Annotated in this window: 27 protein-coding genes and 1 pseudogene; 23 read left to right on the forward strand and 5 right to left on the reverse strand. The window is 47.4% G+C overall.

Annotated elements, in window-relative coordinates; translation table 11 throughout:
- Nucleotides 1-110 precede the first annotated feature (110 nt).
- Nucleotides 111-887, forward strand: a complete 777-nt coding sequence (locus LQ229_RS24475) for a hypothetical protein (protein WP_230193170.1) — start codon at nucleotides 111-113, stop codon at nucleotides 885-887.
- A gap of 819 nt (nucleotides 888-1,706) precedes the next feature.
- Here the strand turns inward: LQ229_RS24475 and LQ229_RS24480 are convergent.
- Nucleotides 1,707-2,135 carry a YbhB/YbcL family Raf kinase inhibitor-like protein gene (locus LQ229_RS24480; RefSeq protein WP_230193171.1) on the reverse strand — a complete coding sequence of 143 codons (429 nt, stop codon included), beginning with the start codon at nucleotides 2,133-2,135 and terminating at the stop codon, nucleotides 1,707-1,709.
- 280 nt (nucleotides 2,136-2,415) lie between these two features.
- Here LQ229_RS24480 and LQ229_RS24485 point away from each other — a divergent pair, with 280 nt between their 5' ends.
- The 10 genes from LQ229_RS24485 (at nucleotide 2,416) to LQ229_RS24530 (ending at nucleotide 12,259) form a co-directional block, all read left to right on the forward strand.
- Entirely contained in the window at nucleotides 2,416-3,081 is a 666-nt protein-coding gene (locus LQ229_RS24485) for a GntR family transcriptional regulator (RefSeq protein ID WP_216540836.1), read from the forward strand.
- A 409-nt stretch (nucleotides 3,082-3,490) separates the two neighbouring features.
- Complete coding sequence (locus LQ229_RS24490) at nucleotides 3,491-4,270, forward strand: ABC transporter ATP-binding protein (RefSeq protein ID WP_230193172.1); 780 nt, start codon at nucleotides 3,491-3,493, stop codon at nucleotides 4,268-4,270.
- Nucleotides 4,260-6,425, forward strand: a complete 2,166-nt coding sequence (locus tag LQ229_RS24495) for an ABC transporter permease (protein WP_230193186.1) — start codon at nucleotides 4,260-4,262, stop codon at nucleotides 6,423-6,425. The genes LQ229_RS24490 and LQ229_RS24495 overlap by 11 nt, the downstream gene beginning before the upstream one ends.
- Before the next feature lie 36 nt (nucleotides 6,426-6,461).
- Nucleotides 6,462-7,139 (forward strand): response regulator transcription factor, encoded by a 678-nt coding sequence (locus tag LQ229_RS24500; protein ID WP_216540838.1) that lies wholly within the window; start codon nucleotides 6,462-6,464, stop codon nucleotides 7,137-7,139.
- Nucleotides 7,136-8,185: a sensor histidine kinase gene (locus LQ229_RS24505; protein WP_230193173.1), complete on the forward strand. Its 1,050-nt coding sequence runs from the start codon at nucleotides 7,136-7,138 to the stop codon at nucleotides 8,183-8,185. The genes LQ229_RS24500 and LQ229_RS24505 overlap by 4 nt, the downstream gene beginning before the upstream one ends.
- A gap of 35 nt (nucleotides 8,186-8,220) precedes the next feature.
- On the forward strand, nucleotides 8,221-8,928 hold the full coding sequence (locus LQ229_RS24510) for a response regulator transcription factor (RefSeq protein ID WP_216540840.1): 708 nt from the start codon (nucleotides 8,221-8,223) through the stop codon (nucleotides 8,926-8,928).
- On the forward strand, nucleotides 8,925-10,010 hold the full coding sequence (locus tag LQ229_RS24515) for a HAMP domain-containing sensor histidine kinase (RefSeq protein ID WP_230193174.1): 1,086 nt from the start codon (nucleotides 8,925-8,927) through the stop codon (nucleotides 10,008-10,010). The genes LQ229_RS24510 and LQ229_RS24515 overlap by 4 nt, the downstream gene beginning before the upstream one ends.
- 70 nt (nucleotides 10,011-10,080) lie before the next feature.
- Complete coding sequence (locus LQ229_RS24520; protein WP_216540842.1) at nucleotides 10,081-10,812, forward strand: ABC transporter ATP-binding protein; 732 nt, start codon at nucleotides 10,081-10,083, stop codon at nucleotides 10,810-10,812.
- A complete protein-coding gene (locus LQ229_RS24525; RefSeq protein WP_230193175.1) occupies nucleotides 10,809-11,510 on the forward strand; it encodes an ABC transporter permease in 702 nt (233 codons plus the stop codon). Before LQ229_RS24520 ends, LQ229_RS24525 begins: the two co-directional genes overlap by 4 nt.
- Nucleotides 11,511-11,521: 11 nt before the next feature.
- Complete coding sequence (locus LQ229_RS24530; protein WP_216540844.1) at nucleotides 11,522-12,259, forward strand: ABC transporter permease; 738 nt, start codon at nucleotides 11,522-11,524, stop codon at nucleotides 12,257-12,259.
- Nucleotides 12,260-12,302: 43 nt separating this feature from the next.
- Here LQ229_RS24530 and udk read toward each other — a convergent pair.
- Nucleotides 12,303-12,927 (reverse strand): annotated as a pseudogene (udk, locus tag LQ229_RS24535) (uridine kinase).
- A gap of 340 nt (nucleotides 12,928-13,267) precedes the next feature.
- On the opposite strand from udk, the gene LQ229_RS24540 reads away from it, so the two are divergent.
- From LQ229_RS24540 to LQ229_RS24595, 12 genes are all read left to right on the forward strand, one after another.
- Nucleotides 13,268-14,662 carry a carbohydrate ABC transporter substrate-binding protein gene (locus LQ229_RS24540; RefSeq protein ID WP_230193176.1) on the forward strand — a complete coding sequence of 465 codons (1,395 nt, stop codon included), beginning with the start codon at nucleotides 13,268-13,270 and terminating at the stop codon, nucleotides 14,660-14,662.
- Nucleotides 14,663-14,722: 60 nt separating this feature from the next.
- Nucleotides 14,723-15,694: a sugar ABC transporter permease gene (locus LQ229_RS24545; protein WP_216540845.1), complete on the forward strand. Its 972-nt coding sequence runs from the start codon at nucleotides 14,723-14,725 to the stop codon at nucleotides 15,692-15,694.
- A 3-nt stretch (nucleotides 15,695-15,697) separates the two neighbouring features.
- Nucleotides 15,698-16,552 (forward strand): carbohydrate ABC transporter permease, encoded by an 855-nt coding sequence (locus tag LQ229_RS24550; protein WP_216540846.1) that lies wholly within the window; start codon nucleotides 15,698-15,700, stop codon nucleotides 16,550-16,552.
- Between the two features lie 193 nt (nucleotides 16,553-16,745).
- Nucleotides 16,746-17,432 (forward strand): helix-turn-helix domain-containing protein, encoded by a 687-nt coding sequence (locus LQ229_RS24555; RefSeq protein WP_216540847.1) that lies wholly within the window; start codon nucleotides 16,746-16,748, stop codon nucleotides 17,430-17,432.
- A gap of 92 nt (nucleotides 17,433-17,524) precedes the next feature.
- On the forward strand, nucleotides 17,525-18,130 hold the full coding sequence (locus tag LQ229_RS24560) for a flavin reductase family protein (RefSeq protein ID WP_216540848.1): 606 nt from the start codon (nucleotides 17,525-17,527) through the stop codon (nucleotides 18,128-18,130).
- 562 nt (nucleotides 18,131-18,692) lie between these two features.
- Nucleotides 18,693-19,460 (forward strand): DeoR/GlpR family DNA-binding transcription regulator, encoded by a 768-nt coding sequence (locus LQ229_RS24565; RefSeq protein ID WP_230193177.1) that lies wholly within the window; start codon nucleotides 18,693-18,695, stop codon nucleotides 19,458-19,460.
- Nucleotides 19,461-19,821: 361 nt separating this feature from the next.
- Entirely contained in the window at nucleotides 19,822-20,700 is an 879-nt protein-coding gene (locus LQ229_RS24570; protein WP_230193178.1) for a sugar ABC transporter permease, read from the forward strand.
- 22 nt (nucleotides 20,701-20,722) lie between these two features.
- Nucleotides 20,723-21,571, forward strand: a complete 849-nt coding sequence (locus LQ229_RS24575; RefSeq protein WP_230193179.1) for a carbohydrate ABC transporter permease — start codon at nucleotides 20,723-20,725, stop codon at nucleotides 21,569-21,571.
- 92 nt (nucleotides 21,572-21,663) lie between these two features.
- Entirely contained in the window at nucleotides 21,664-23,007 is a 1,344-nt protein-coding gene (locus LQ229_RS24580) for an ABC transporter substrate-binding protein (RefSeq protein ID WP_230193187.1), read from the forward strand.
- 56 nt (nucleotides 23,008-23,063) lie between these two features.
- Entirely contained in the window at nucleotides 23,064-23,942 is an 879-nt protein-coding gene (locus LQ229_RS24585; protein WP_230193180.1) for a metallophosphoesterase, read from the forward strand.
- A 341-nt stretch (nucleotides 23,943-24,283) separates the two neighbouring features.
- A complete protein-coding gene (locus LQ229_RS24590) occupies nucleotides 24,284-24,703 on the forward strand; it encodes a Uma2 family endonuclease (RefSeq protein WP_230193181.1) in 420 nt (139 codons plus the stop codon).
- A 119-nt stretch (nucleotides 24,704-24,822) separates the two neighbouring features.
- Nucleotides 24,823-25,122: a hypothetical protein gene (locus LQ229_RS24595; protein WP_230193182.1), complete on the forward strand. Its 300-nt coding sequence runs from the start codon at nucleotides 24,823-24,825 to the stop codon at nucleotides 25,120-25,122.
- A gap of 124 nt (nucleotides 25,123-25,246) precedes the next feature.
- Here LQ229_RS24595 and LQ229_RS24600 read toward each other — a convergent pair whose 3' ends face one another.
- The 3 genes from LQ229_RS24600 to LQ229_RS24610 all read right to left on the reverse strand — a co-directional run.
- Nucleotides 25,247-25,609 carry a hypothetical protein gene (locus LQ229_RS24600; RefSeq protein WP_230193183.1) on the reverse strand — a complete coding sequence of 121 codons (363 nt, stop codon included), beginning with the start codon at nucleotides 25,607-25,609 and terminating at the stop codon, nucleotides 25,247-25,249.
- A gap of 79 nt (nucleotides 25,610-25,688) precedes the next feature.
- Nucleotides 25,689-26,684: a zinc-dependent alcohol dehydrogenase family protein gene (locus tag LQ229_RS24605; protein ID WP_230193184.1), complete on the reverse strand. Its 996-nt coding sequence runs from the start codon at nucleotides 26,682-26,684 to the stop codon at nucleotides 25,689-25,691.
- Between the two features lie 69 nt (nucleotides 26,685-26,753).
- Nucleotides 26,754-26,978: hypothetical protein (locus LQ229_RS24610; protein ID WP_230193185.1), on the reverse strand; the 225-nt coding region annotated here is incomplete at its 5' end.

Raw genomic sequence — 26,978 nt, forward strand, 5'->3', positions numbered from 1 at the left:
GCTTGCGCGAACAGGCTCACGCTATATGGAGGCATCCTTTTCCTTTTCTGTGATACGGACATTATATTCGTCAATCCCTGGACAGGCAATACCGTCAGCTTTCGGGCATTATGCTTCAGCGTAAACACTTGATCTTTATATGTACTTTTTTGGTAATATTCGGAGGATGCTCGAGGGATGATTTTATTGAACAGCAACTTGAATTAGGCGAGAAAGATTTTCAAAGTGATCTTGATGGAAATGGAACTTTAGACTCTGTTTCGCTTTTAAATGACGGAGACTACCTCGTTTTAACTGTAAACAACTCTACAAAGTACCTTCCTTTGCAAAGTGAAGGTTACGATATCAATGACCCGCACCCTTTTTATGAGGAACCAAAAGTTCGTATTTGGAATCAAAAAGATTCAAAGTTAAAACTAATCCTTGTATCATTAATTTGGAATAGCAATAAAATTGGTACAAAAATAGGGCTGTGGTCGTTTGTTTATGATCATAACGAGATTATAGAGGTTTGGTCTCCTGGAAAGATGGTTAATCAAGAGATTGAATATAACTTGAGCAATTACAATAATGGGTCAATCGATATAACTTTTTCTGATCTTGGTATCTCTCGAAGAATTTCAATAAATAGTGATTACTATGATAATTACTTAATTTCCAATTTACACGGAAATATTGATGTATTGGCAAACACAATGTTTTTTATTAATGATTATGATAATGACGGATTCCCTGAAATTGTTATAAAAAAAGCCATAACAACAGGAGCGATTAGTTGGTTGCCATTTTCGAGTATTTACGAAATTTATAAAATTGAAACTGATGGGCCAATTTTACTAAAGGCTTTTACGGACGATAATATTGATAGTGTAAAAAATGATATATAAGTGCAAATTGCATATCCATCACTAATGGGGAGGTTAAACTCACAGTACTTTCTCCTACTGAAGACTGGGGATCTCTCAGCTGACCGCTGGCGGATCTTCAGTCTTTTTTATGCGACTCTCTTCGCCGCTGATAGGAAAATTCAGGTTTTCCCTCGGATATACAGGCATCGATCCTCGACAAAACGAATGGAAAAATACATCTCACAAGGATTTCAGCTGGATTCACGGGAGATTTTATAACCATCGAGGGTCTTTATCAATGAATAAAAAAATAATTTTTGGTCATGAGGTTTGCTGTCGACTACATAGAGATGAGACGAATTTTCAACCATGGTTTAGCGAGCAAATGATTGGAATCGATGGAGTTATAAAGTTTGGAAAGTTTGAATGCGCTAATAATTGACGAGGATGGAAACTATCAGACGGTGAGTGTGTAAAGTTGTGATAGCCAGAATGAGAAGTAGCCGGCAATATTTTTGTATCGAAGAAAGCAAGTAACCGCAACGACTCTGAAAATAATACTTTACTCCACGGCAAGCTAAATATTTCCGCTAAGTCTACAACAGACCCAATTGCAAAATCATCACAGAAAAGCTCTCATAATTGAGGGCTTTTCTGTTATTTTGGGCAATTTGAAATTGTTTTTGATTTTGCTTCCACAGCCGCAAAGGATCGTATGCTTCAAAATTTTAATTGGCTGCTGGCACATGGGGCATACACTTTGATGAAGCGGATCGTTCAGCTTCACCGCTTTCTCCGTACTTGACGCAATTTCGCTTGTTTCATACCATCGTCTCCCATGATCCCAAACGGCTTGGGTTACTTGATTTCCCCTGTTGCCACGAGAACGGCTCTCCCCAGTGTATGGCTTAGCATGGTGAATCCTAAGAGAGCCGGCGTGGAGTTAGGCTCGACGCCGATATTCTCGACATCCAGCGCATGAACGACAAAATAATACCGATGAGGACCGTGTCCCGCTGGAGGCGCCGCACCGATAAACCGTTCGAGTCGTAAATCGTTCGGCAGTTGCAAGGCGCCTTGCGGCAAGCCGCTGCCATGCTCATCGCCCGCGCCGGTCGGCAGTTCGGTGACGCTGGCAGGGATGTTGATGACGGCCCAGTGCCAGAGACCCGATCCGGTCGGTGCATCCGGGTCATACGCGGTTACGGCGAAACTCTTCGTCCCTGCGGGCGCACCCGACCATTTCAAATGGGGCGAAAGATCTTTGCCTCCCTCCACTCCTGACATCCCCGAGTATTGCTGAGGCGGTAGAGGAAGGCCCTCGGCAATGTCGTTACTCGTCACCTGAAAGACTTCGACTTCTTGCAATTTGGCAAATGGGTTGTTGCTCACTGTAAATTACCTCCTTCTTAAAGTGTAAATCGATTATACATATAAGAATCGATTTTGTAAATACAAATCGTTTAATTTACAGATTATCGAATTTTTTCTTTCCTTTTTATAAATTTAGGTGTAAACTATTTAAACGTGTATAATACCGATGTGCATGAAGGATGGTGCTGGCTTCATGGCCAAAAGAAACGGTTCGTCCACTTTAAGCGAAAATGTCACGAAGAAACTGCAGTCCGATATTCTGGCCGGACAATATGAACCGGGCTCTCCGTTAATCGTTTCGGAACTAGCCAAAGGTTTCGATGTCTCGGTTGCCGTCGTTCGCGAAGCATTGACACGGTTGGCGACCCAAGGCCTCGTCTTGCAAAACCCGAATCACGGATTTTCAGTGAAGACGGTGTCGGAAGAAGAACTGAATAACATCATACAGGCGCGGTCGATCAATGAATCCGAAGCATTACGCCTGTCCATCGCCTATGGCGATCTTACATGGGAATCCAATGTAATCGCCGTTCACCACAAATTATCGCAAACGGCCGAGTACAAGGAAGTGAATCAAAAGCTTGTCGTTAGCGAACAGTGGTCCGACATCCACCGTCAATTTCATTACCAACTTATCGCCGCATGTCCCAATCCGGTTCTCTTGGATATTTGCAGACGCCTTTGGGATTTGAGCGAATTTTATCGGCATTATTCGACCCCGCAGCAGCAAATTCGCGATGGCCGTGCCGAGCATAAGGCATTATCAGATGCCGTTCTTGACCGCGACAGCGATCGTGCCGTCAAGCTCTTTAGAGCGCACATCCAACTCACCGCGGATATCCTGTTTGACAACCGATAGGTGGTTTATGCAACAAATCGCCACCTTTACCCAAATTCGTTGTACACAAGTAGAAATATAAAAAAGGAGCAGTTTGTCTATGGCAACTGCTCCTTTATTCAATTACGACGATTGAAGAAGCGACGGCAACGGCAAGACATGGCTTCGTCGTCATGATGAATATGATCATTTTAAGGATTCCGACTCCTGTTGCAATTCAAGAAAGGACGACTTGTAAATTGTTGAACAACTTGGGGCAGGAGAGCTTCTTGGAATACCGGGTGCTTTAAGTTCGGAAAAATTAATCAGGCAACATTTTACCTTACACCATTTGTAAGTGTTTCTAATCTTTTATAATGGTTATAATGTGTATAGCTCAAATCGATCGATGATAATTTTGGAAAGTGACATTCAAAAAGGAGAGTTATACATGGTCAGCCAAGGAAAATTGCTGGAAGTTCAAGACTTGCAAAAAAACTACGGAAAGAAAAACAATATCACAAAAGCTTTAAACGGCGTTAGTTTTGATATTCTCCCAGGAGAATTTTTAGGAATCATGGGACCGAGCGGATCCGGTAAAACGACATTATTAAACTGCATTGCAACAATAATAAAACCGACGTCCGGGCGCGTACTTTTAAACGGCAATAACATCAGTGCTTTTGACAGCAAGAATTTAGCGGAGTATCGCGGCAGTCGAATTGGCTATTTGTTTCAAGACTTTGAGTTGCTGGATAATCTGACCGGACAAGAAAATATACTGTTGCCATTATCTATTCACGGGGTGAATTTTGCAAAAGCACGGGCTAAATTAGATGAGCTGGCAGGTTTATTGGAAATTACAGATATTCTTCACAAATTCCCATCTCAGATGTCCGGGGGACAAAAGCAAAGGGTAGCTGCCGCACGCAGTTTGATTTCCGATCCGGACATCGTTCTTGCGGATGAACCGACAGGAGCATTGGACACACGTTCTGCCAGAACGTTAATGAATAAGTTGGAAGCGATTAACAGAAGCAGTGGAAGAACGATTTTAATGGTCAGCCACGATCCAAATGCAGCAAGCTTTTGCTCAAGAATCCTATTTATTCAAGATGGTGTCATCTTTCATGAACTGCGCCGCACGCATGATGAATCGCAAGAGAAATTTTATGAAAGAATTTTGCAGGTGCTGGCTCAGCTTGGGGGAGGAAGCGCAAATGTTCTCTAGGCTCATTTATCGTAATGCGAAACGAAGTCGTAAGGAGAATTTCATCTACTTTGCAACACTTATAACCGCAGTAGCCTCGTTTTATATCATTCTTTCACTGGGCAAACAAGATGTTATTCTCTTCCTTAAGGAATTTGAAAGTGATGCGATCGATAAACTTTTAGCTCAGATGCCGATTGTATATTTGTTTGCCTTATTTTTATTATTTTTCTTGGTGTTGTTTGCCAACCGGTACCAATTAATTCGGAGAAGCAAAGAGTTTGGGCTTTATCTTATGTTAGGAACGCGCAAAGAACGCCTAATTCGGGGGCTCTTGGCAGAGGGGTTCGTCACTTCTGTTTTGGCACTCATTGGAGGCCTTTTAATAGGCGTATTTTTAGCGGAAATCATCAGCTTGACGGTTTCCAGATTCGTCGGACAGGGAATTATCGGTCATCAAATAAGCTTGTCGGTAAGTGCGATTTTCTTTACCATTATCGGTTTTTTATTCATACAGTTTATAGCATTAATCATTCTTGGCGGAAGATTATTTCATCAAGAGGTCCATCAATTACTTTATGGGCAAATGGATAAGAAACAAGATATGGGGCATGTTAAAGGCAATATACTCCATATATTAGCAGGTTCTATCTTACTGGGCGTGGCATATTGGATCGTTTTTTACCGTTTTATGGATTTTGCAGGGCCTCTTCTGTTTGCGGCATTGGCGCTAGGAAGTTTAGGAACGATTCTTTTTATGAGGGGATTTGGAAAACTGCTAGGCTTATTGGCAAGCTTGTCCGAGCGTAAATCTACGAAAGGGCTGCGAACATTTACATTAAGACAGTTTCAAGAGAACGTAGCTAATAAATCTGCTTCCGTTGCTGTTACATCGATCCTCATCACGTTGTCTATCATTTTGATAACAAATGGCGCTTCAACTATGATAGGTTTAGAAAGTGTTTTTACTAGGAGTTCCTCGCTATATGATTTTACTGTTAATGGGGATAATCAAAGGGTTGAGCAATTTCTTACCTCAGAAAAAATGGTGCCGTATGTAGAGGACTTAAACCTATTGGAAATTGGGAAAATGAAATATCGGGATGAACGCGGGGAAGACGACTCCCCTTTGTCGTTGGTAGACTGGTCTAAATTAAGAGAGCAAATTATTATGGCTCTGCCAAGCAACTATAAAGAGCAAATTTTATCCGGAGAAATGCAGGGTTACAGTATCAGTTCGGATAACCCTGAAGCACTCAATCTGTTTGGGGTTCTGGAGATTGATGCAAAATCGCCTTACCTCATTCCCGAATCATCGTATAATGGACTTTTGAAAGCGATAGGAGAAAAACCGCTGAACTTACATTCAGATGAAATTGCTTTATACTTTAATCCCGATTTTATGCCAATGGATGATCCGGAAAGCCTGCCCGTACTCGATCGTATTCTTGAAAGGGCTGCGGAAGAAGGGCAAAGTTTGATGAGCATTCACGATCAGGCCATCTATATACGCCCGTCAACCCCAATGAGAGGATTGGTAGCAGACCGTTCCGTACAAATTCATTCTGCATTCATCGTTCCTGAACCTATGTTTGAACAATTATTAAATAAGGAAACCTATATGACGTATTGGAATTTTCGCATCCCGCAAAAGCTGCAAGACGAACAAGGTTTAATGAAACCAATGATGGAGGCTCGAGATTTATTAACATCTTCAGGCTTCGTGTTTGAAAGTTATTTACAAAACTTTGGACGCAAACTTTTCTACGTTGTTGCCGGAAGTTATACGACACTATATATGGGATTCTTATTCCTGGTTATTGCCTGTACGGTATTGGCTTTACAATTTTTGACGCAGATGAAGCAGACAGGCGGGCGCTATGCAACGCTTTCCATGTTGGGGGCAAAACGCAATCAAATGAAAAGGTCTATGCATAGACAGGTGTTGTGGACCTTTCTGTTGCCTGTCTCTCTTGCATGCGTGAGCGGAGCTGTTGGGATAAGAGCTATGATTTCATTTGTTATGATTCGCATCGAAGACAACGCGTTGCTTTATCCGATTGCCTTTGCCTTTGCATGTATTGTGATCGCAACGATGGCGATTTATGGCGTAGCAGTTGCCCGTACAGCAGATCATGAGATCGATAAATTGCGTTGGAAGCCAAATATAGATTAAGGAACCGTTTAATATCCAATTGAAGGAGGTGCCGAAGTGGCGAGGATTCTCATTGTTGAAGACGATGCATGGATGAGAGAAGAGTTAACGGATATATTGCAAAAAGCCGGTTACGAAGCAGCAGCCATTACAGATTTTCATGATATAGCTCTTCAAATCGCCGCTTTGGCGCCGGACTTGGTCTTGTTAGACATCAATTTGCCGGAACAATCAGGATTCGAAATATGTAAAAGTCTAAAATCAAAAGGGATTGGTCCCATATTGATTCTTACCTCTAGAGATAAGTTGCAAGATGAATTACACGGTCTTCATTTAGGTGCGGATGATTATCTCACAAAACCATGCAATCGAGATCGATTGTTAGCGCGCATTCAGAACCTGCTAAGAAGATTTGAAGGACAACCGGGCTTGATCGATGGCGGCAATTTTTCGCTGGACCCCAATACCTTTACGTTGTATAAGGGATCTCAATCGTTATTATTATCGGCTAACGAAGGGAAAATTTTATTGGCTTTAGTCCAGCATCGGCCCGAGATGGTATCCAAGTCAACACTGAGTGAACTTTTATGGGGAACAGACCAATATATAGACGAAAATGCACTTCAAGTCAATCTCACTCGCTTACGAAAAACATTGCGGCAACTCAACTTGGAAGATCAAATTGAAACGATAAGGGGTCAAGGTTATCGACTTAGGGGGCAGGTGAAACCATGAAATGGATCAAGCAAATCTATGATTGTTTTCATGCTTATAAACAATGGTTTCTTATCGTCATTGTTACCAATCTCCTATTCATTTTTTTAGCTTGGCTAGCTTACCCCGAATCGTTTCAGGCTTTAGTAGGCCTCATGATTATTTTTACTCTAGCGATGATATCGTTGCCTGTATTCATGATCATTAGACGGCAAAAAAGAATAGAAGCTGTCTTTCAAGATTTTTTGGCAGAGCCGAATGAGACGAACGAAGAAATATTATGCCGGGTATCCCCTAAGACGCATTGGTCGTTTATCCGCAGCATGGGGACCGTCCTAAGATCATATCAGTCGGAACTTAATGAGCAGGTTGCCCAGTTGACCGATTATGAAAACTATATCGAAGGATGGGTTCACGAAATGAAAAAGCCTCTGTCATTGATGACATTGGTATTAGATAACCGCAGTGACGAAATGTCTCCCCTTGTTAGGCACCGCATGCTCCATGTTCGCGATCAAATGCTTGGGGACATAGAGCGAATTTTGTATTTTGCGAGGCTTGGGGCCGCTCATAAAGATTATATTTTTGAGCCTATAAGCATACTGGCATTTTGCAAACAGACCATTGAGAACCATAAGACATTATTAGATGAATCCGGGTTTCAAATTCAGTTCTTAGGTGAAGAAATGGAAATTTTATCCGACCGCAAGGGATTCGCTTTTATATTATCGCAAATCATCGCTAATAGTACGCAATACGTTGCGCAGAATCAAGATCGTCCCATTCTGACATTTGAAACGGTTCATGATGAAGTGAGCGATCAAACCATTCTAAATATTAGCGATAATGGGCCTGGCGTATCCGAAGAGGATTTACCATTCCTTTTTGATAAGGCCTTTACGGGAAGCAGGGGTGCTTATACAAGACAAGCAACAGGTATGGGACTCTTCTTAGTGAGCAAGATGGCTTATGATTTGGCAATTCAGTTGGATGCAGAATCAGAACTTGGTTCGGGGTTGACCATATCGCTGCGATTTCCAAATGTGAACAAAAAGCTGTTATACTAAGATACTAAACGAAACTTGCAGATGGAGTGAGTGAAGTGGGAAGCGGTACTGTCTTGCTGGTTGATGACGAACAGGGCTTGCTGGATCTATTGGCGTTTACCTTAAGGAAGTTCGGGATTGCCAATCTGTTAACGGCCACGACGGCCCAAGAAGCGTTAGAAATAATCGCCCGGCATGATGTGTCCTTGATTGTGCTGGATGTCATGCTCCCGGACGGCGACGGATTTGAGGTTTGCCAGCAAATCCGCAAGATTACCGAAGCGCCTGTGCTGTTTTTGACCGCCAAAAATCAGGATATCCATAAAATTAAAGGATTTGAACTGGGGGCGGACGACTATATTACCAAGCCGTTTAACCCGACCGAAGTCGCTGCGAGAGTTCAAGTTCATTTACGCAGAATGGCCAAGCTGCAAACGATGTCCAAAGCCGTCTACGACTTTGGGCATTTTGCACTGAACAAGCAAAGCGGGCAATTGTTCGTCCAGGGGCGGGAGGTCCCCTGCGCGCCGATGGAGTTTTTATTGCTGGCCTTCTTATGCGAGCACCCCAATTTTATTTTTACGGTAAGCGAATTATATGAAAAAGTATGGAGGCCATATCAGGAAGGCGATGAAAAAACAGTGGTCATTCATATCTCCCGAATTCGGAAGAAAATCGAGCCCGATCCGAGGCAACCGCAGTTTCTCGTGAATATGAAGGGACTGGGTTATAAATTAGTGAAAAAAGCGAGGTATGTTCCATGACCATTGTTCAACGCTCCATGCTGCTGTCCCTTCTGTTTTTACTGGCCTCTGTCTTGGTCATTTCCATCGGTTTTGTAGCCGTTATCGTCGTTTTGATTGTTCTGATGCAATATTTCCCGGCGCTTCAATTCCTGGATATCAAGGTTTATCATATCTTGGTTTTTGTTGGCGTTTTAGGACTCTATGTGTATACGGCCGGTTGGTTGATCGGCAAGCCTTCGCTCGCTGTGGTCGATTGGATGAAGGGCCTCTCCGCGGGGCAATACGACGTCAATGTTTATTGCAAGCGGTATTCCTTCCTATGGAATAAACAGCGGAAAATCAAACTTCGCTATATCCCTTTCAAAGATATGATGATTCGTCTTCAGGAATTGACGATGACGCTTGATCGCAACCGTCAAGAGGTTGAGGAAACGAACGGACTGAAGGAACAGTGGATTGCAGGAGTATCCCATGATGTGAAAACTCCCCTCTCGTACATCAAAGGATACCTTGATGTTATGGGCAGCCCGCAGGTTGAATTAGCCAAGGAGGAAAAGAAGCGGATCTTCCGATTACTGTTGCAAAAGGTGCAGGAAATTGAGGGATTGCTCCGAACGTTTCAGTTCAGGCAGGGAAAGCCCAGGGTATTGAAGACAAGAAGCGATCTTGTCCGTTTCTTGAGGGAAGTGACGCTCGACGCGGCCAATAATCCTAGATCCGCATCTTACCATTTCAGTTTCGAATCGGAAATCCCCGAACTGCAATATTATTACGATTCCAAGCTTCTCAAAAGAGCGGTTCAAAATGTTCTGATGAATGCCGTACTCCATAACCCGCCCGAAACGGCCATCGCCGTTCAGGTCAAAAGGGACCGTAACATCCAAATCATAATAACCGACAGCGGTGTGGGCATACCGCCCGCCATCGTTCACCGCCTTTGTCACCGCCACCCGGGCGATGCCCAGGACTTGGAAGAAGGGATCGGTCTGTTCGTTGTGAAAGACTTGATCGAGGAACATCAGGGAGAACTGGAGATTTGCAGCGTCCCGCAACAAGGAACGACCATAACGCTCAAACTTCCGCTTCATGACGTCAGGTAATTCGTTTACCTGACGTTTACTTTGTTCGCTTACGCTGTAGGAACAACAGTAAACAGAGGTGAACAAAAGAATGGCACAGTACGTACTTGAAACGAACTCTTTATGCAAACAATTTGGCGGCCAAATTTCCGTGGACCGGGTGAATCTACAAATCCCCGAAGGCTCGGTTTACGGATTTCTGGGACCTAACGGAGCCGGAAAATCGACAACGATCAAAATGCTGCTCGGCTTGATCAAGCCTGACGGAGGAAGCATCGCGATTTTTGGCAAGCCTTTTCCCAAAGCGCGGATTGAAATTTTACAACAGGTCGGATCGCTGGTGGAATCCCCCTCTTATTACGGCCATCTATCCGGATACAAAAATATGAAAATCGCAGCCACCCTTCTGGGCGTCCCGGAATCGCACATTGAGGAGGCGCTTGAATTGGTCCGCTTGACGGGCCAAGCCCATAAAGCGGTCCGGAAGTATTCCCTGGGCATGAAACAAAGGCTCGCCATCGCGATGGCGATCATCCATCGCCCCAAATTATTGATCCTCGACGAGCCTACCAACGGTCTCGACCCTTCGGGGATACAGGAAATACGCAGCTTGATCGTCGATATGCCGCGAAGGTATGGCATGACCGTATTGGTATCGAGTCATCTGTTATACGAAATCGAACAAGTCGCAGATCATGTGGGAATCATCCATCAGGGTAAGTTAATCTATCAGGGCACGCTATCCGCTCTAAGGGAGCAAAGCGGGGACCAATCGCTGGAACAAATTTTCCTCGGGATGACGGGCATGGGGAGAAGCTTATGATCAAGCTGATTCGTACGGAATGGATGAAATTAAGAACGTTCTGTCTTGTTCTGCCGGTCATTGCAGCGTTTCTCCTATTAGGCGTCACAAGCGGATTTTGGTATATCAATTTTCGCGAGGCGCCCGGCGGCGTATATTCCACGATGTCCGTAATGTACTTTTTCCTTTCTTTTACCCTTATGCTTAGCGCGACATTACTCTCCAGCGTCATCGCATCAACGGAGCATGAAACGAAAGGATGGAACCGGGTATGTTCGCTGCCCGTAGGAAAATCAAAAATTTATATAAGCAAATGGATCGTTACTTGCATGCTGCTGCTCGCTGAGGTGCTGGTCATTATAGCGGGAACGTTCGTGCTTTGGAAACTGATGTTTCATGAACCGGCGCCGCTTGAGATCCTAATTAAACAACCTTTATACTGCTTTTTAGCCGGATTTGCGTTTCTCTCCATTCAAATGTGGTTATCCACCGTGTTTGCGAACCAATCGATTGCTATAAGTGCAGGAACCGCCGGTTCCATGGCCAGCCTGTTTCTGGCACGTTCGACGTTTCCTGTCCTTCAATACATGCCGTGGACGTACCCTGCATTATCCACTCCGTTAGTTCCGGGCCATTGGCATTGGATCGTTGCCGGCTTAGCCGTCGGCGTCGTTTTGTTGGCCGCAGGATGTTGGCATTTTACCAGGAAAGATTGGTAGGAGGAGTAGCGATGAGAAGACTATTAACCGCAGAATTTGTAAAAATCCAATGGTGGCTTATGATCGCCCTTATTTTTATAAGCCTCCTTGCAGATGTTTTATTGGCAACCAGCAATTGGGGCATGCTGTCCGCAGTTTATGAACCGAATTGGCCTCATTATCTGATGTATATCATCAATCTGCATACGATGTTTTTCTTGCCTTTGTTTTCCGGGACCGCGGCCGGTCTGATCTGCTTGTACGAGCATCGATCGGGGGGCTGGAAGCAATTGCTTGCAACACCTTACTCCCGTTCCCGCATATATTTGGCCAAATTCGCCGTTTTGCTCTGTATGCTCGCCATCATGCAGTTGTTTTTCATCGCGGCGGAAGTCGGCAGCGGGATGATTGCCGGCGTTGAAGGCCAAATCGACTGGCTATTCGTGTTGAGCAGCGCCGTGTTGGGCTGGATCGGCATGTTTCCGTTAGCTGCCATCCAGTTATGGTTTTCGACGAAATACAAAAATTTCGGCATCGCTTTTAGCATCAATGTCGCTTGCGTCTTGTTGAACGTTATCTTCTCCGGTCTCCATTCCTTGCTGGGGATGTGGTTTCCGTTTATCCTGCCTTTCTATACCATGATGCCGCAGGACACCCCCTTCTCTCCCAGAGTACATGAATGGAGCTTGTATGCGATGATCGGAATCGGCTTTGTCTTCTATTTCTTCATGGGACAGTACATGTTCCGACAAAAATCGTTGGCAGCTTGAACCTGTGGAGGAAAGCAGACCGTCCGATTCTCCCGACCAGATCTTAACGGGCGGCGCCCGATAAATGTTTTTCGGTCAGGATCGCGAGCATTTGAATGCCGACTTCGTTATGCCCGCCTTCAGAGATGATGAGGTCGGCGTATTTTTTGGACGGTTCGATGAAGGCATCGTGCATCGGCTTGACGGTCGCGAGGTATTGCTGGTAGATGGAATAAATCGAACGGCCCCGCTCCTCCAGGTCCCGCAGCACGCGGCGGAGAATGCGGATGTCGGAATCGGTATCCACGAACACTTTAATGTCTAGCAGGTTCCGCAGCTTTTCGTCATAGAGCACGAACAGTCCTTCAACGATGACGATCTTGTTCGGCAGCAGCTTGATCGTCTTGTCGGCGGACCGGGTATAGGCGGTGAAGTCGTACACCGGCGCATAGGCGGCTTGTCCGCTTTTCAGAAGGGAGAGATGCTCTACGAGCAACTCGTTATCGAAGGCGAAGGGGTGGTCGTAATTGGCTTTCACGCGTTCCGACATTGTGAGGTGCGATTGATCTTTATAGGTAGTTATCCTGTGAGATGAATGTTACTTTATCCGTTTCGAGCTGTTCAATAACCGAACGGGCAACCGTGGTTTTACCGGAGCCGGTTCCGCCGGAGATTCCTATAATGAGCATGGCGATTCATTACCCTCCTACAAATTCCCGTTAACATTCCAGTATTGTAGCATAGCCCGCATTTTTTTCATCTTGTACTTGGCCGTGGGGAAACCGTTTGTCCGAGGTGATGGATTCTAACGTGACTTCGGCGGCAGGCGAAGCGATTTCTTCCGCTTGCTTAAACCTAAAGCAATTTGTCCATGATGGAGAAACGGTTGCATGAATCCAAAAATAGTGGAATTTTTCCCAATGACCGTTTCCTTATGCCCGAAGAACATTGGCTTTATAATAATGTATGCGGTTACAAAAAACCGAAGCATGAAGAAAAGGGGAGGCAAATATGAAACGTATGAAAGGTATGAAACGATTGTTAGTCGGGATCTCTGCAATGCTCGTCATTACGTCCGCTCTCGCGGCGTGTGGCGGAAACTCCAATTCCAATTCGACCTCGGGCTCAGATCTGGCCCCGTCAACCAACACTGCCGAGGCTCCGCCAAAAGGAGAAGGTTCCAAAATCACTATCAATCTCTGGAGCTTCACGGACGAGATCCCGAACATGACGCAAAAGTATATGGAAACTCATCCCGACGCGAATGTGGAGTTCAAAACCACGATTATCGCAACCACCGAGGGCGCTTATCAGCCTGCTCTTGATCAGGCCTTGGCCGCCGGGGGCAAAGACGCCCCGGACCTGTATGCGGCGGAAGCGGCGTTCGTGCTCAAGTATACGCAAGGAGACGCATCCAGCTATGCCGCCAACTATGCGGACCTGGGCCTTGACGACCAAATGGTTAAGGACGCGGGCATCGCCCAATATTCGGTTGACATCGGCAGCAAAGACGGCCAATTGAAGGCCCTCGGCTATCAAGCGACCGGAGGGGCTTTTATCTATCGCCGCTCGATTGCCAAGGATGTTTTTGGAACGGACGACGCGGCCGCAATCAAAAATGAAATTGGGCCAGGCTGGGACAAATTTTTCGATGCAGCCGCGAAGCTGAAAGCGAAAGGGTACGGCATCGTTTCCGGGGACGGCGATATTTGGCACCCGATCGAAAACAGCTCCGACAAGGGTTGGATTGTCGATGGCAAGCTTCATATCGATCCGAAGCGCGAAGAGTTTCTTGATCTCTCCAAGAAGCTGAAAGACAATGGCTATCACAACGATACCCAAGACTGGACGGAAGCATGGTACGCCGATATGTCCGGCTCCGGCGCCCAACCGATCTTCGGTTTCTTCGGTCCCGCCTGGCTTATCAACTACGTGATGAACGGCCAAGTGAAAGACACGAATGGCGACTGGGCTGTTTCCGAACCGCCGACAGGCTTCTTCTGGGGAGGCACCTGGCTGCTGGCCAACAAGGATGTAACCAAGGACGACGCCAAGAAACAGGCCGTTGCGGATTTTATCAAATGGGTGACGCTTGATACCTCCGAAACGGGACTCCAGTATTACTGGGCTAACGGCACAATGAAGGAAGGCGAGCAAGGCACGAAGGACAGCGTTGCATCCTCCGTCGTCATGGCGAAGTCCAACGGCGAAGTTCCGCTGCTCGGCGGGCAAAACATGTTCGACGTGTTCGTTCCGGCTAACGCCAACGCTTCCGGCAAGAACTTGACCCAGTACGACGAAACGATTAACAGGTTATGGCGCGATCAAGTACGCGAATACACCGCGGGCAACAAGACACGAGACGAAACGATCGCCACCTTCAAGCAGCAGGTCAAAGACCAGCTTGGCATCGATAGCGAATAAGAAGGAGTAGAAGGGGCGGGGGAGATCCCGCCCCTTCATATCAATGAACGAGGTGAGAGCATGCGCCGCAAAGGTGTGAATTACTCGAAATACGGCTATATCTTTACCTTTCCGTTTGTCCTGGCATTTCTGATTTTCTCGCTGTATCCCATTTTGTTCACCGCAGTCATCGGGTTCACCGATATGCAGGGATTAATACCCAAACCGATTCATATTTTGGATGATCCTTTTCAAAACTTCAAAGATCTCTTCTTTGATAACGCCTCGTTCAGGAAGTCTTTGTTTAACACGGGATTGCTGTGGATTGTCAACTTCATTCCCCAGATCGTTCTCGCGCTCTTGCTCACGGCATGGTTCACGAACAAGCGCCTCAACATAAAGGGACAAGGCGCGTTCAAAGTTCTGCTATATATGCCGAATATTATCACTGCGAGCACGATCGCCGTCCTTTTCAGCACGATGTTTGCCTATCCGATGGGTCCCATAAACAGTTTGTTTCAACTGATGGGATGGTCCGACGCTCCGATTTACTTTCTTCAGGATAAGACGACAGCCCGAGGAATTGTGGCGTTCATTCAATTCTGGATGTGGTACGGCAATACCATGATCATCCTTATCGCAGGCGTTATGGGCATCAACCCCGCTCTCTTCGAGTCCGCGGCGATTGACGGTGCAAACGGCTTTCAAATCTTCTTCCGCATCACGCTGCCGAGTCTCCGTACGATTTTGCTCTTCACGCTGATTACATCGATGGTCGGCGGCTTGACCATGTTCGATATTCCGCAACTGTTCCTTCTGGGAGGACCGGACGACTCCACGCTTACCACGTCCATGTTCATCTATGGGCAAGCGTTCAGGGGCAGTTATTTGTACAATCGCGCTGCAGCGGCGAGCATGATCCTGTTCCTGATCGCGGCGGTATTGTCCGCATTGCTGTTCTACGTGATGCGCGACCGCGATGCGGCAAGATTGAAAAAAGCGGAAAAGAAGTATAGAAAGTCGATCCAAGCAGCAGTCAAGAGGGAGGTGTAATACATGGAAAAAATTCAGAAAAGCGGAGCCGTCAACCTAAAGATAAACAGGACGATTGTCTATATCGTTTGTATCTCATTGTCGCTCCTCAGCATCCTTCCGTTCTGGATCATGTTCGTCAACGCCACGCGATCTACGGCGGAAATCCAAAGCGGTCTCTCGCTGCTTCCTTCGACCCACTTTATGAACAACCTGCAAGTGCTGCTCGAGAAGAGCTTCGATCCCATTCAAGGGTTCCTGAATTCGTTTATGATCTCCGGTTCGGCAACCATCTTAACGGTCTACTTCTCGTCGTTGGCGGCCTATGGGCTTGTGACCTATAACTGGAAGCTGCGCAGCCCATTCTTTACCTTCATCATGTGCGTGATGATGATTCCTTCCCAGGCAAGCGCAATCGGATTTTATCAGTTCATGTATAAATTACATTGGACCAACAGCTTTCTCCCGCTCATTCTGCCTGCGATTGCCGCGCCGGCGGTAGTGTTCTTCATGCGCCAATACCTGCTCGCAACGCTGTCGTTAGAGATCGTGGAAGCAGCGCGCGTAGACGGGTCCGGTGAATTCCAAACATTCAACCGGATCATCCTGCCGCTGATGACGCCCGCAGTGGCGACGCAGGCCATCTTTGCCTTCGTTGCGAACTGGAACAACCTGTTCATGCCGCTGATTTTGCTGACACAAAAGGAAAAATATACGATGCCGATCATGGTTAGCTTGCTGCGAGGCGATATTTACAGGACAGAGTTTGGCTCGATCTATTTGGGGCTGTCCTTGACAGCCTTGCCGCTGTTCGCGGTTTATTTCCTGTTATCCCGGTATATTATCGCCGGCGTAGCGCTTGGAGGCGTGAAAGAATAACCGTCAAGCCGGCTTCATAAGAAGAAGAGCGGGACTGCGGGAACGTATCCATGCCGATACAGGACGATCTCCGGCCCGTTCGATATGCAGGCAATTTGTAGGGCTTTCCATGACACTTCGGCCGCCATCGAATTATAATTGTGGTACGATATTCAATAGACGATTCATGTCACAACGTTCAGGAGGGGACAAGATGGCGGCAATACCGAATGTTATAGAAGTGGCGGCGCTCGTCGGCGAACCTTCGCGCGTCGCGATGATGCTGGAATTGTTAGGCGGCAAAGCCCTTCCGGCCAGCGAGCTGGCGCGCGCCGCGCGCATTGCGCCGCAAACGGCAAGTTCGCATCTGGCAAAATTGGTCGAGGGCGGCTTGCTCGTCGTGGAAATGAGCGGCCGACACCGCTATTATCGGTTGGCCGGACCCGATGTCGCATACGCGCTTGAAGCGCTTAGCGCCATCGCACCACAAAAGCCGATTCGATCGCTCAAGGAATACGACCAGTCAAAAGTGTTGCGGTATGCCCGCACTTGCTACGACCATATCGCGGGAGAAGTGGGCGTAGGACTGACCGATCGGCTGCTTGCGCTCGGAATGATCGAACGTTCCGGCCGAGACTTTGTCGTCACCAAACAGGGGGATGACCGCTTTAAGCGCTTCGGCATCGATGTAGAGAATGTACAAAAAGGGCGGCGCCATTTTGCCCGACAGTGTCTGGATTGGAGCGAGAGGCGGCATCATATCGCCGGCAGTCTTGGTGCCGCGATTACCAACAGATTGTTTGAACTCGAATGGATTGCGCGTATTCCCGGCGGGCGTGCAGTACGAGTAACGGACGAAGGTATTAAAGGCTTGGCTGACGAGTTCGGCCTGATACTTTGACATGATGCCAATCACCTCAGCAACGCGTTGCATTCATCATTCGATGAAGGGCGAATGTTTTTCCGGCTATAATGCTTGTTGAGGTGATGAAAATGAATAAACAAACGAAAACGGCCATTCAGGTCATTCAGCCCAAAATACTGTACTTCGGTACACCGGTCGTATTGCTCTCCACTTTGAATGAAGATGGAACGACAAACCTTACACCGATGTCATCTGCCTGGGCGCTAGGGAATCGCATCGTGCTCGGGCTCGCCGGAGGAGGGAAGGGATTAGTCAACCTGAACCGCTGCGGGGAATGCGTCGTCAACCTGCCGGATGCGTCGCACTGGGGGCAAGTGGAAAGATTGGCCAGATTGACCGGTGCCAATCCGGTGCCAGACTGCAAACGGGAGCTGTACCGATTTGAACGCGACAAATTTTCAGCCGGCGGTTTCACGCCGCTTGCTTCAGATGTCGTGCGGCCGCAGCGGGTGGAAGAGTGTCCGTTGCAAATCGAGGCGCAAGTCGTCAACCTCCACGAGTCGGAGGGATTTGCCATTATCGAGGTAGAGGCGCAAAAAGTCCATGCCCACGAAACGATTGTGCTGACCGATTATCATGTCAATCCAACCGCGTGGAACCCGTTGATTTACAGCTTTCGCCACTACTTTGGCCTGGATCGGGAGTTGGGCAAAACCTTTAAGTCAGAGACATGAGACAAAAATCAAGAGCTCCCCGATCACGAGCTTTTCCACTGGCAATGCATCGAAAAAGGCTGCGGATTCGATTTCATGGAAGTCGTTATGCGTAATTGGCCGGCAACTGGCGGCCTCTCGGGCGGGCTAACGAAACTTGTACACTCTAATCGCCTGTAAATCACCTTATTGCTCATGTAACGAAACTACAACACGCTAATGAGGGGAAAAAGGCGGTAAAACCGCCGATTTCCAATGAATAACGATGCGTATTTTCGTTAGGATGGGAACGTCTTCATTTTGGGCCCAATAAGGATTGCCAGTTTCGTTAACGCATAGGTCCGCGCGGATCGCCTTCGAAATGTAGGGAGATATCCCCTTCTATACTGCGCAAGTAAGCCAGTTATATCAACGGTGGCGAACCGTTCTCATATCATCCGATATTTCCAATCGCGGATGACGATCACAAACGGTTGAGATCGCCTCGCAGCCTCATTTGGATTTACAATCATGGAAAGATGTGTGTTTTTGTGGTATTCTGTTTAATAATAAGCAATGCAGTCTTATTATTGGAGGAATATCAGTGCTTGTACATGATCGGCATAGACAAATCATGCAATTGCTTCATGAAATACAATCGGTCAAGACAGCGGATTTAATCGCTCGGTTCGGTGTTTCTTTCGAGACGATTCGCAGGGATCTCGAATACCTGGAAGAGGAGGGTTTCTTGAAAAGGGTTCATGGAGGGGCGACCTTGCCCGCAGCGGACTATCAGAAGGAGCTTCCTTTCTCCGTGCGGGAGATGAAGAGGACCAAAGAGAAACGCGAACTGGCCCAGATCGCCCTCCGTTTCGTGGAAGAAGGGCAGTCCTTATTCTTGGATGTAAGCACGACTAATACCGAATTCGCCAAGGCATTGATGGCCCGTTTTGATCGATTGACGATATTGACCAATTCCTTTCAGATCGCTTCGATCCTTATGGCGAAACCCCAGTTTACGATTGTCTTTATCGGAGGGGCCGTTCGTAACTCGGAACGTTGCGTGGTTGGAGATTTTGCCGAATCGTTCGTCTCTCAGTTTCATGCCGACCTTTTCTTTATGAGCGTGAGCGGCATATCCTTGACAGAAGGCTTGACGGATTACGGCATAGGCGAGATCCAATTGAAGAAGAAGATGCTGGAGAGGTCGAAGAAGGTAGTCGTGCTCGCAGACAGCAGCAAGCTTAACGCGGTTTCGCTCACACCGGTATGCGGACTGGATAAGATTGACCGGATCGTAACCGACTCCGGGGTAGACCATGATGTCCTTGAACGATACAGGGAAGCAGGGGTCATCATCGATTTCAGATAGATTCAAAGGAGGAAGAACCTTGCCGCAAGGTTCTTTTTTTTGCGCTTGGCAGCGCAGCGGATGCGATTACCCGCACGTCCGGTTCTATGAGGGGCGCATGTTCTGCATGCGCCTGCTCTATTTGCGCATTTTCATTTGACAGAACAAATATCCCGTGCTATTATCGGACGTAAGTTGTATATTTGTGTATTAATGGGCATTTTAATGTCTTAGATTGTATTTATGGGGGGGTATCTTGATTGTTCCACTCGCAGTTTTATTGGTGCTAGGCTCTGGTATAGCGCATGCGGTATGGAATATGTTGGCGAAGAAGAGTGAGAATAAGCAGTTGTTGTAACTATAAATGATGGGGAGGACGACTATGAATTGGAAAAAGTGGGGGGAACCTCAAGCTTATTTGTATATTTTGCCTGCGTTAGTGCCATATGCGGTCTTTTGGCTCGCTCCCATGGCTTATGTCGTGTATTTGAGCTTTACGGATTGGGATTTCATGAACCCGGTGAAGCCCTTTGTCGGCTGGGAAAATTATATCAACCTCCTAACGGATGCGAAATTTTACGACGCATTGGCGACAACTTGCTTGTTTGCGCTGGGCAATGTTCTTCCTAGTCTCGTAGGCGGTTTACTTCTTGCGTTATTGCTTAACAGGAAGCTTCGGGGTGCGGCTTTCTTCCGCACAATGATCTTTCTCCCATGGGTTACGCCGACGGTTGCCGTATCGATCGTATGGGCGTGGATTTATGAACCGCGAGTGGGATTGGCCAATACCATACTCGAGTGGTTCGGAATTGGGGGGTTGGAATGGACTAGAAGCCCGGAGACGGCCTTGCTTTCCGTTCTGATTGTCACCATCTGGAAGGGGCTGGGTTGGACCATGGTGTTCTATCTCGTAGCTCTGCAGAATATACCGGAATCCTTGCATGAAGCGGCAATGATCGAAGGAGCCAACCGACGCCAACGTTTGATGCATATTACGCTGCCGCTTATTTCTCCTACTTCGTTTTTTTTATTCTTGATTACAACGATAGATTCCATCCAGGCATACGATCAGATCAATGTGCTGACACAAGGGGGACCTTCGGGATCTACGAGAACCTTGCTCTATCTCTATTATGAATCCGCTTTCGAGAGGTACGAGATCGGTGAGGCATCTGCGGTAGCGATTATCCTTATCTTGTTGCTTGCTCTGATCTCTGCGGTGTCGCTTTATGTCTCCAGACGCCGTATCCATTATCTATAAATTGATTGGAGATGAACTTTTTATGCTGCATCGCATCAAATCGTGGCCTGTCAGTACGCTCCTTTATATAACGATTGGATTTATATGCGTGATGATGGCCTTCCCTTTTTTCTGGATGTTCAGCAGTTCCCTTAAGACCAATGACGAAATTTGGAGCGTACCGCCCGTCCTATGGCCGGCGGAGGCGAAGTGGACCAATTTTGCCGAGGCCTGGCAAGCGGCGCCCTTCGGACTATATTTATTCAACAGTATATTCGTGGCTGTCGCTATCGTTATCATTCAGCTGATTAACTCCTCCATGATAAGTTACGCCTTGACACATATGCGATTTGCTCTGAGTCGCGTGATCATGGCGATGATTATGGTCACTTATATGCTTCCGGTATCGGCTACCTATTTATCGAGCTACGTTATTCTGGCCCGCTTGGGGCTGTTGGACAGTTATACAGGGCTTATCGTATCCAATGCGATCTCGATCTTCGGTATTTTCTTGTTAAGGCAAGCGTTCCTGCAAGTGCCCAAAGAGCTGGTCGAGGCGGCAAAGATCGACGGAAGCGGGCATTGGCGCATCTTATGGACGATCATGATACCGCTCTCACGCTCAACTCTGGTCGTCATGACGCTGCTTTCTTTCATCGGGCAGTATAACAACTATCTATGGCCAATGTTGATCACGAAGAGCCCTCGTCTGCACCTTGTATCAGCCGGCCTTCGAAGCTTCTTCGTCGAGGGAGGCGCCTATGGCATGAAATGGCCGTTGATTATGGCGGCCAGCACATTAACCATCCTTCCGCTAGTGATCCTGTTTCTTGTTGCGCAAAAATGGATTATCAAGGGGGTGAGCAACGCTCATAGCGTGAACAAAGGATAACTGAAAGCGATATAGGAATATAAATTCAGGAGGTCATTCAATTGAAAAAGAACGATACGACGGCTATTCAAAGAATAGTTGAGAATTCGAGCATGAAACGTTCGGGGAGAAAGGGCTGGGCAGCCCTGTTGATCGCGCTGCTTCTAATGGTTACGGCCTGTGGATCGAACGGGGGAGCAGGCGGGGGCGATAAACGAAATGCGCAAGACAATACCGCTGCGAATGCCAGCGAAGGCGATGCCCCGGTGGAGATCGAGTTCTGGTACGGTCTTGGAGGCAAACTTGGAGAGAATATGCAATTGCTGATCGATAAATTCAATGCGTCCCAGAACGAAGTCATCGTGAAGCCGATCGTGCAGGCCAGTTATCCCGAGACGGAGAAGAAGCTGCAGGCGGCCATCGCAGCGGGCAACGTTCCGGCCGCCGTATTAGCTTCGAATCATGATTGGGCGAGTAAAGGTTACTATAAACAACTCGACGAGTTCATCGCCAATGACCCGGACTTCAAGAAGGAGGATGTCATTTCGACGTTCCTGGAACAAGGTCAGGTTGACGGCAAGCAGTACTTCCTGCCGATGTACGGGACAACGCAAGTGATGTACTATCGCAAGGACGCGTTGGAGAAGCACGGATACAAGCCGGAGGATCTCGGCACTTGGGAAGCGCTCTCCGACGCGGCCGCTAAGATGACGGTGAAGGAGGGGAACCAAACCACGTTTTACGGCTGGGAACCGATGTGGGACGCCGCCAATATGATCGACGCATCGCTTGGTAAGGGCGGCAGATTCCTGAGCGAGGACGGCAAGACGGTCATGATCGATTCGCAGGAGTGGGTCGAGACGTGGGAGTTGTTCCGCAAGTGGATCCATGATGATCGAATCATGCGTATTCATTACGGCGGGCAAGGTTGGGAGTATTGGTACAAGACGATTGACGATGTCATGCAGGGTAGAGCGGCCGGGTACACGGGATCGAGCGGCGACCAGGGAGATCTGGACTTCTCGATCATCGGCGCTATGGAGCAGCCGGGCTGGGAAGGTCACGGACCGGGCAAGCCTGTCGCTTCGGCGATTATGGCAGGCATCCCGTCGATGGCGAGCCCGGAACAACAGCAAGCTGCGTTTAAATGGTTCAGTTTCTTCATGAAGGCGGAGAACACGGCGTTCTGGTCGATAAATACCGGCTATATTGCGGTTCGCGAATCGGCAATGGAGGACCCGGAATTTGTAGCCTACAGCGAGAGCCACCCGCAAATCTTGGTGCCGCTGCAGCAAGCCACCCATGCTTCCGCGCCGTTCATAGACCCGACGGGAGGCAAAATATACGATGCCCTCAAGATCGCGGCAGATAGAGTACAGATTGAGAATCTGCCTGCAGCGGAGGCGTTGAAAGAAGCGAAAGAGAGCGCGCAGCGCGAGCTGGACAAATTGAAATAACCCCGCGGATATCGTTGTTGGCTATGTTAGACATCATTTTGAAGGAGGAGAGGGGCTTGAAAATGTGGGACGAAGCAGGAGGTAACCGGAAGGGAGATGTGCTGCTCCAATTTCAGGTGATCACCGATACGCACGTGAAGGCTGACCCCGGACATACATACAACCGGAATTTGGCAAGGGCGCTGGAAGATATTAAACGGGAGGCGCCGGACAGCGACGGTATTATGCACGCGGGCGATATTACCGACCAAGGCCTTCCTGAGGAATATTCCGAGTTCCTCAGAATATGGCGGGAGCATGGAGCGGGATTGCCGGCCAGTTATTTCGCATCAGGCAATCATGATGTCGGTCTGGGTCATTGGCCTTCACGTTTGGGAGCTTATCTGGACGCTACCAAGATGAGCGGACCATATCACGATCACTGGGTGAAGGGGTATCACTTTATCTTCCTCGGAACCGAGCAGGGGCTAGAGCTATTCGCCTCCTTGTCGGAAGCTCAGCTGTCTTGGCTCGACGCCAAGCTGGCCGAGACGAAGGACACGGCTCGCCCGGCGTTCGTCTTCCTGCATCAACCGCTCAAAGACACGGTCGCGGGATCTTACGAGTCGCAGCGGTGGTACGGCGTTACGCAGGATGAAGCGCTCAAGGAAGTGCTATCCAAGCACCGGCACGCAATCCTGTTCACCGGACATACTCACTGGGAGCTTGAGGCGTCGCATACGATGTTTAGTGGGCAGGAACGACTGCCTGTCATGTTTAACGCGGCCTCTGTTGCATACTTATGGACGGACGAAGACGAGCATAAAGATGGGAGCCAAGGGCTGTTCGTCGAAGTGTATGCAGATCGTGTCATCGTCAGGGGGCGGGATTTCGCTGCGGGCGAGTGGTTGGAGAATTGCCGGTTTGAATGTAAAATCCCTGGGCAATCCGAATAAGTAACATATGTAAGAGCACCCTCCATTCAACAACATCCGTTCATGAAGCTTGAACGAAGCTGGCGGGTCGATGGAGGGTTTTTCTTGCGTATTCGTGAATGAGAACGGGCATGCGCCGCCGGACAAAGAGGTTGACAATGCGTTCCGGAGGATACGTTGGCGTTTTTGTCAAATCGCGGAAAATTTACCTTCACTATGGTATAATAGCGTCTAAGGGAGCGTGATTTATTGATGAGCGATACCTTGCCGCCGATGGAAGAGCGTTATGAAGTGATTGACGGTTTGCGGTACGATATGCAGCCATCGCTTACTTTGAACCATCAGCTTATCCTCACTGAACTATGGAATGCTATTCATACGCATGCAGCGCGCATGGGACAATTGTTGTCGCCCCGATGGACGTATACTTCGACGATAACAATATTGTTCAACCGGACCTCATTTACGTTTCCAACGAAAACTCACATATTTTAAAGACGAGAATCGAGGGCGTCCCCGATCTGTTAGTCGAAATCTTATCGCCCAGCTCAGGGAACCATGACAAAATACGCAAGAAAGCGTTATACGAACGTTTCGGCGTCCAAGAGTATTGGATCGTCGACATCCATCATCGTTTGATCGATCAATTCTTGCTCATAAACGGCAAATACGTTCTCGATCGAACCTACGGCACGACCGACGTGCTTCTCTCCGCGAAATTCCCATGTATAACAATAGATTTGGATAAAGTCTTTCGAATTCTCAACAAAATCGCAGATTAAAACTTTCTCGGATCGATTTCGGGTTCGGCAACCGCCATTCATTTCACAATAGCGAACGAAAGTACTTTACTAGTGCTACGAAATTCGCAAATGATGCCAGATTTGTATACGAACGCGTTATGGAATCGGCAAAAGTAAGCTCCAATGACTCTCTGGATCTGTCGGTATGCTGTACGGAATACAACATAGTAGGAAAATTGGCGCCAGAACCGGCCACATTGTTGTATAAAGTGCAGCATAATCGCGAAATTTTTGCCTATCATCCCAAATTAAGCTTCTTATGCTGTATTTTGTGCAACATCGTCGCCAACTCGTTCGAAAAAACCGGATTATGTTGTATTTTGTACAACAAACGTACGTCCTCTAGTAGAAAAGTACTGTCGTTTCGCCATAAAACCAATGGCATTGTCGGCGAATAAAAATTGATCTATATTAGATTCGCAGCATTTGCAGGGGCAATAGCCAATATCAACATGCATATCTAAAAAGACGGCAGCCGCCAGGGCTGTCGTCTTAAAGCTGTTATTGCCGGATATGTTAGCGTCATTCCGTGATAAATCTGTCTGCATACACAGCGACATCGGCGCTGTTATAAGTAATTTTCAATTTGTAGTAATCTGCCGGTTGATTGGAAGCTAGCAGTACTTTTTCTCTTTTCGTCTCGCCTGGGCGCACGAAGACGACTTGTGAGCCTACGGGAACGTCGCCTGTAGGAGTTACTTTGAGCAGAGTAAGCGTGACAGATCCCCATGTAACAAAATTCCGGTTGTAATATGAGGCCTCGTACGAGATGTTGCCGGAGAGATAATAGGGCGGCGAAGTGCCTTCTAACGCTTTAGCCGACGCCATCGATGCGATCGAGAGCAGCATGATCATTAGGATGGCAATAACAGAAAATTTTTTCATAATTACACCTCCTTTCATAGTTAGGTAAAATATTACATTTTAATTGTATATATCTCTTGTTGACCAATCTGACTGCCTTTTAATTTGTTAAAAGAATCTTCCCCGGATTTCTCTTGGAAACTTGTGCATAACAAACTGCATCATGTACCTCTTGCAGGTCGTAATGAGACGCAGGAATCGTAAGCTTCAACTTCCCGCTAATGATCAACGATACCAAATGGCGAAACGTTTCCTGCCACGTTTGTACGGAAACATGCCCATTCCAATGTCTTAGATGAAACATCCGAATATTGGCTTTCGCTTGTTTTGCAATATCCGCCCAGTTGACCGGCGTTCCCGACAAAAGACCAATGACTAACAACATGCCGCCAGGGCGAAGACAATATGCCAACTCTGTTCCGGAAGATCCTCCGACAGAATCGATGGCAGCATTCGCGCCACGCCCGTTCGTCAATTCCATAACTGTTTGATGTAACGGTGTTTCCGTTATATTGATTACATGCGAAGCACCTAGTTGGAGAAGTTCTTCCGTGTAAGAATGATTCCTCGTTACTGCAATCAGTCGATAACCTATCATTTTGGATAACTGGGCAAATATACGACCGATCGAGGAGCCGCAAGCATTTACCAGTACGACATCGTTTGGTCTTATCTGCAAAACCTCTGTGCAAGCAAGCCACGCCGTTACCGGGTTAATATATAATTGGGCGGCCGTATCATCGTCAATAGCATCCGGTATGGGAACGATCCAATCTGATGATGTTTTCACATATTCTTGCCAAGTGCCCTCCCCCCGTAAAGGCAGAACGCGCTTTCCAATAAGTTCTTTAGGAACGCAAGGCCCCACTTCTTCAATCATACCGACTCCTTCATACCCGGGAATGGCCGGAAGCGAAATGCGATGAGCATAGGCTCCGGTGATAGGAATAAGATCGGATGGGTTGATGGGGCGGGCAAGCATACGTACAAGAACTTCTCCAGGCTTAGGGTTTTTGATTTTTCTACTCTCTACTCTCAGGACATGTTGAGGCGCACCAAACTCATAAAATCTTATACATTTGGCTTCGGACTCCATTCGACGCTCCCCCCGCTTGGGTAATTTTCTTTTAGTATACTCATAAAAGATCCTTCAGACGACCTTCGGTTAAACTGTTGGTATATTTAACACAAACTGCCCTAGCGTTGCATTAAATCTTCTAGCTGGGATGCGGTACCATGGAAATATAACGGATTTCCGAGGTCTTATTTTTTGAATTCCAGTCGAATATTTGGAATTAACGGATTTTCGAACCGTTAACATGTCGCGATCGGCTGAGAATCCTTGGTTTTGTGAAGTTTCGACAAAAATAGAGCCCTCAAAATCCGCTAA

Source organism: Paenibacillus sp. CECT 9249 (assembly GCF_918697855.1).
GTDB lineage: Bacteria > Bacillota > Bacilli > Paenibacillales > Paenibacillaceae > MSJ-34.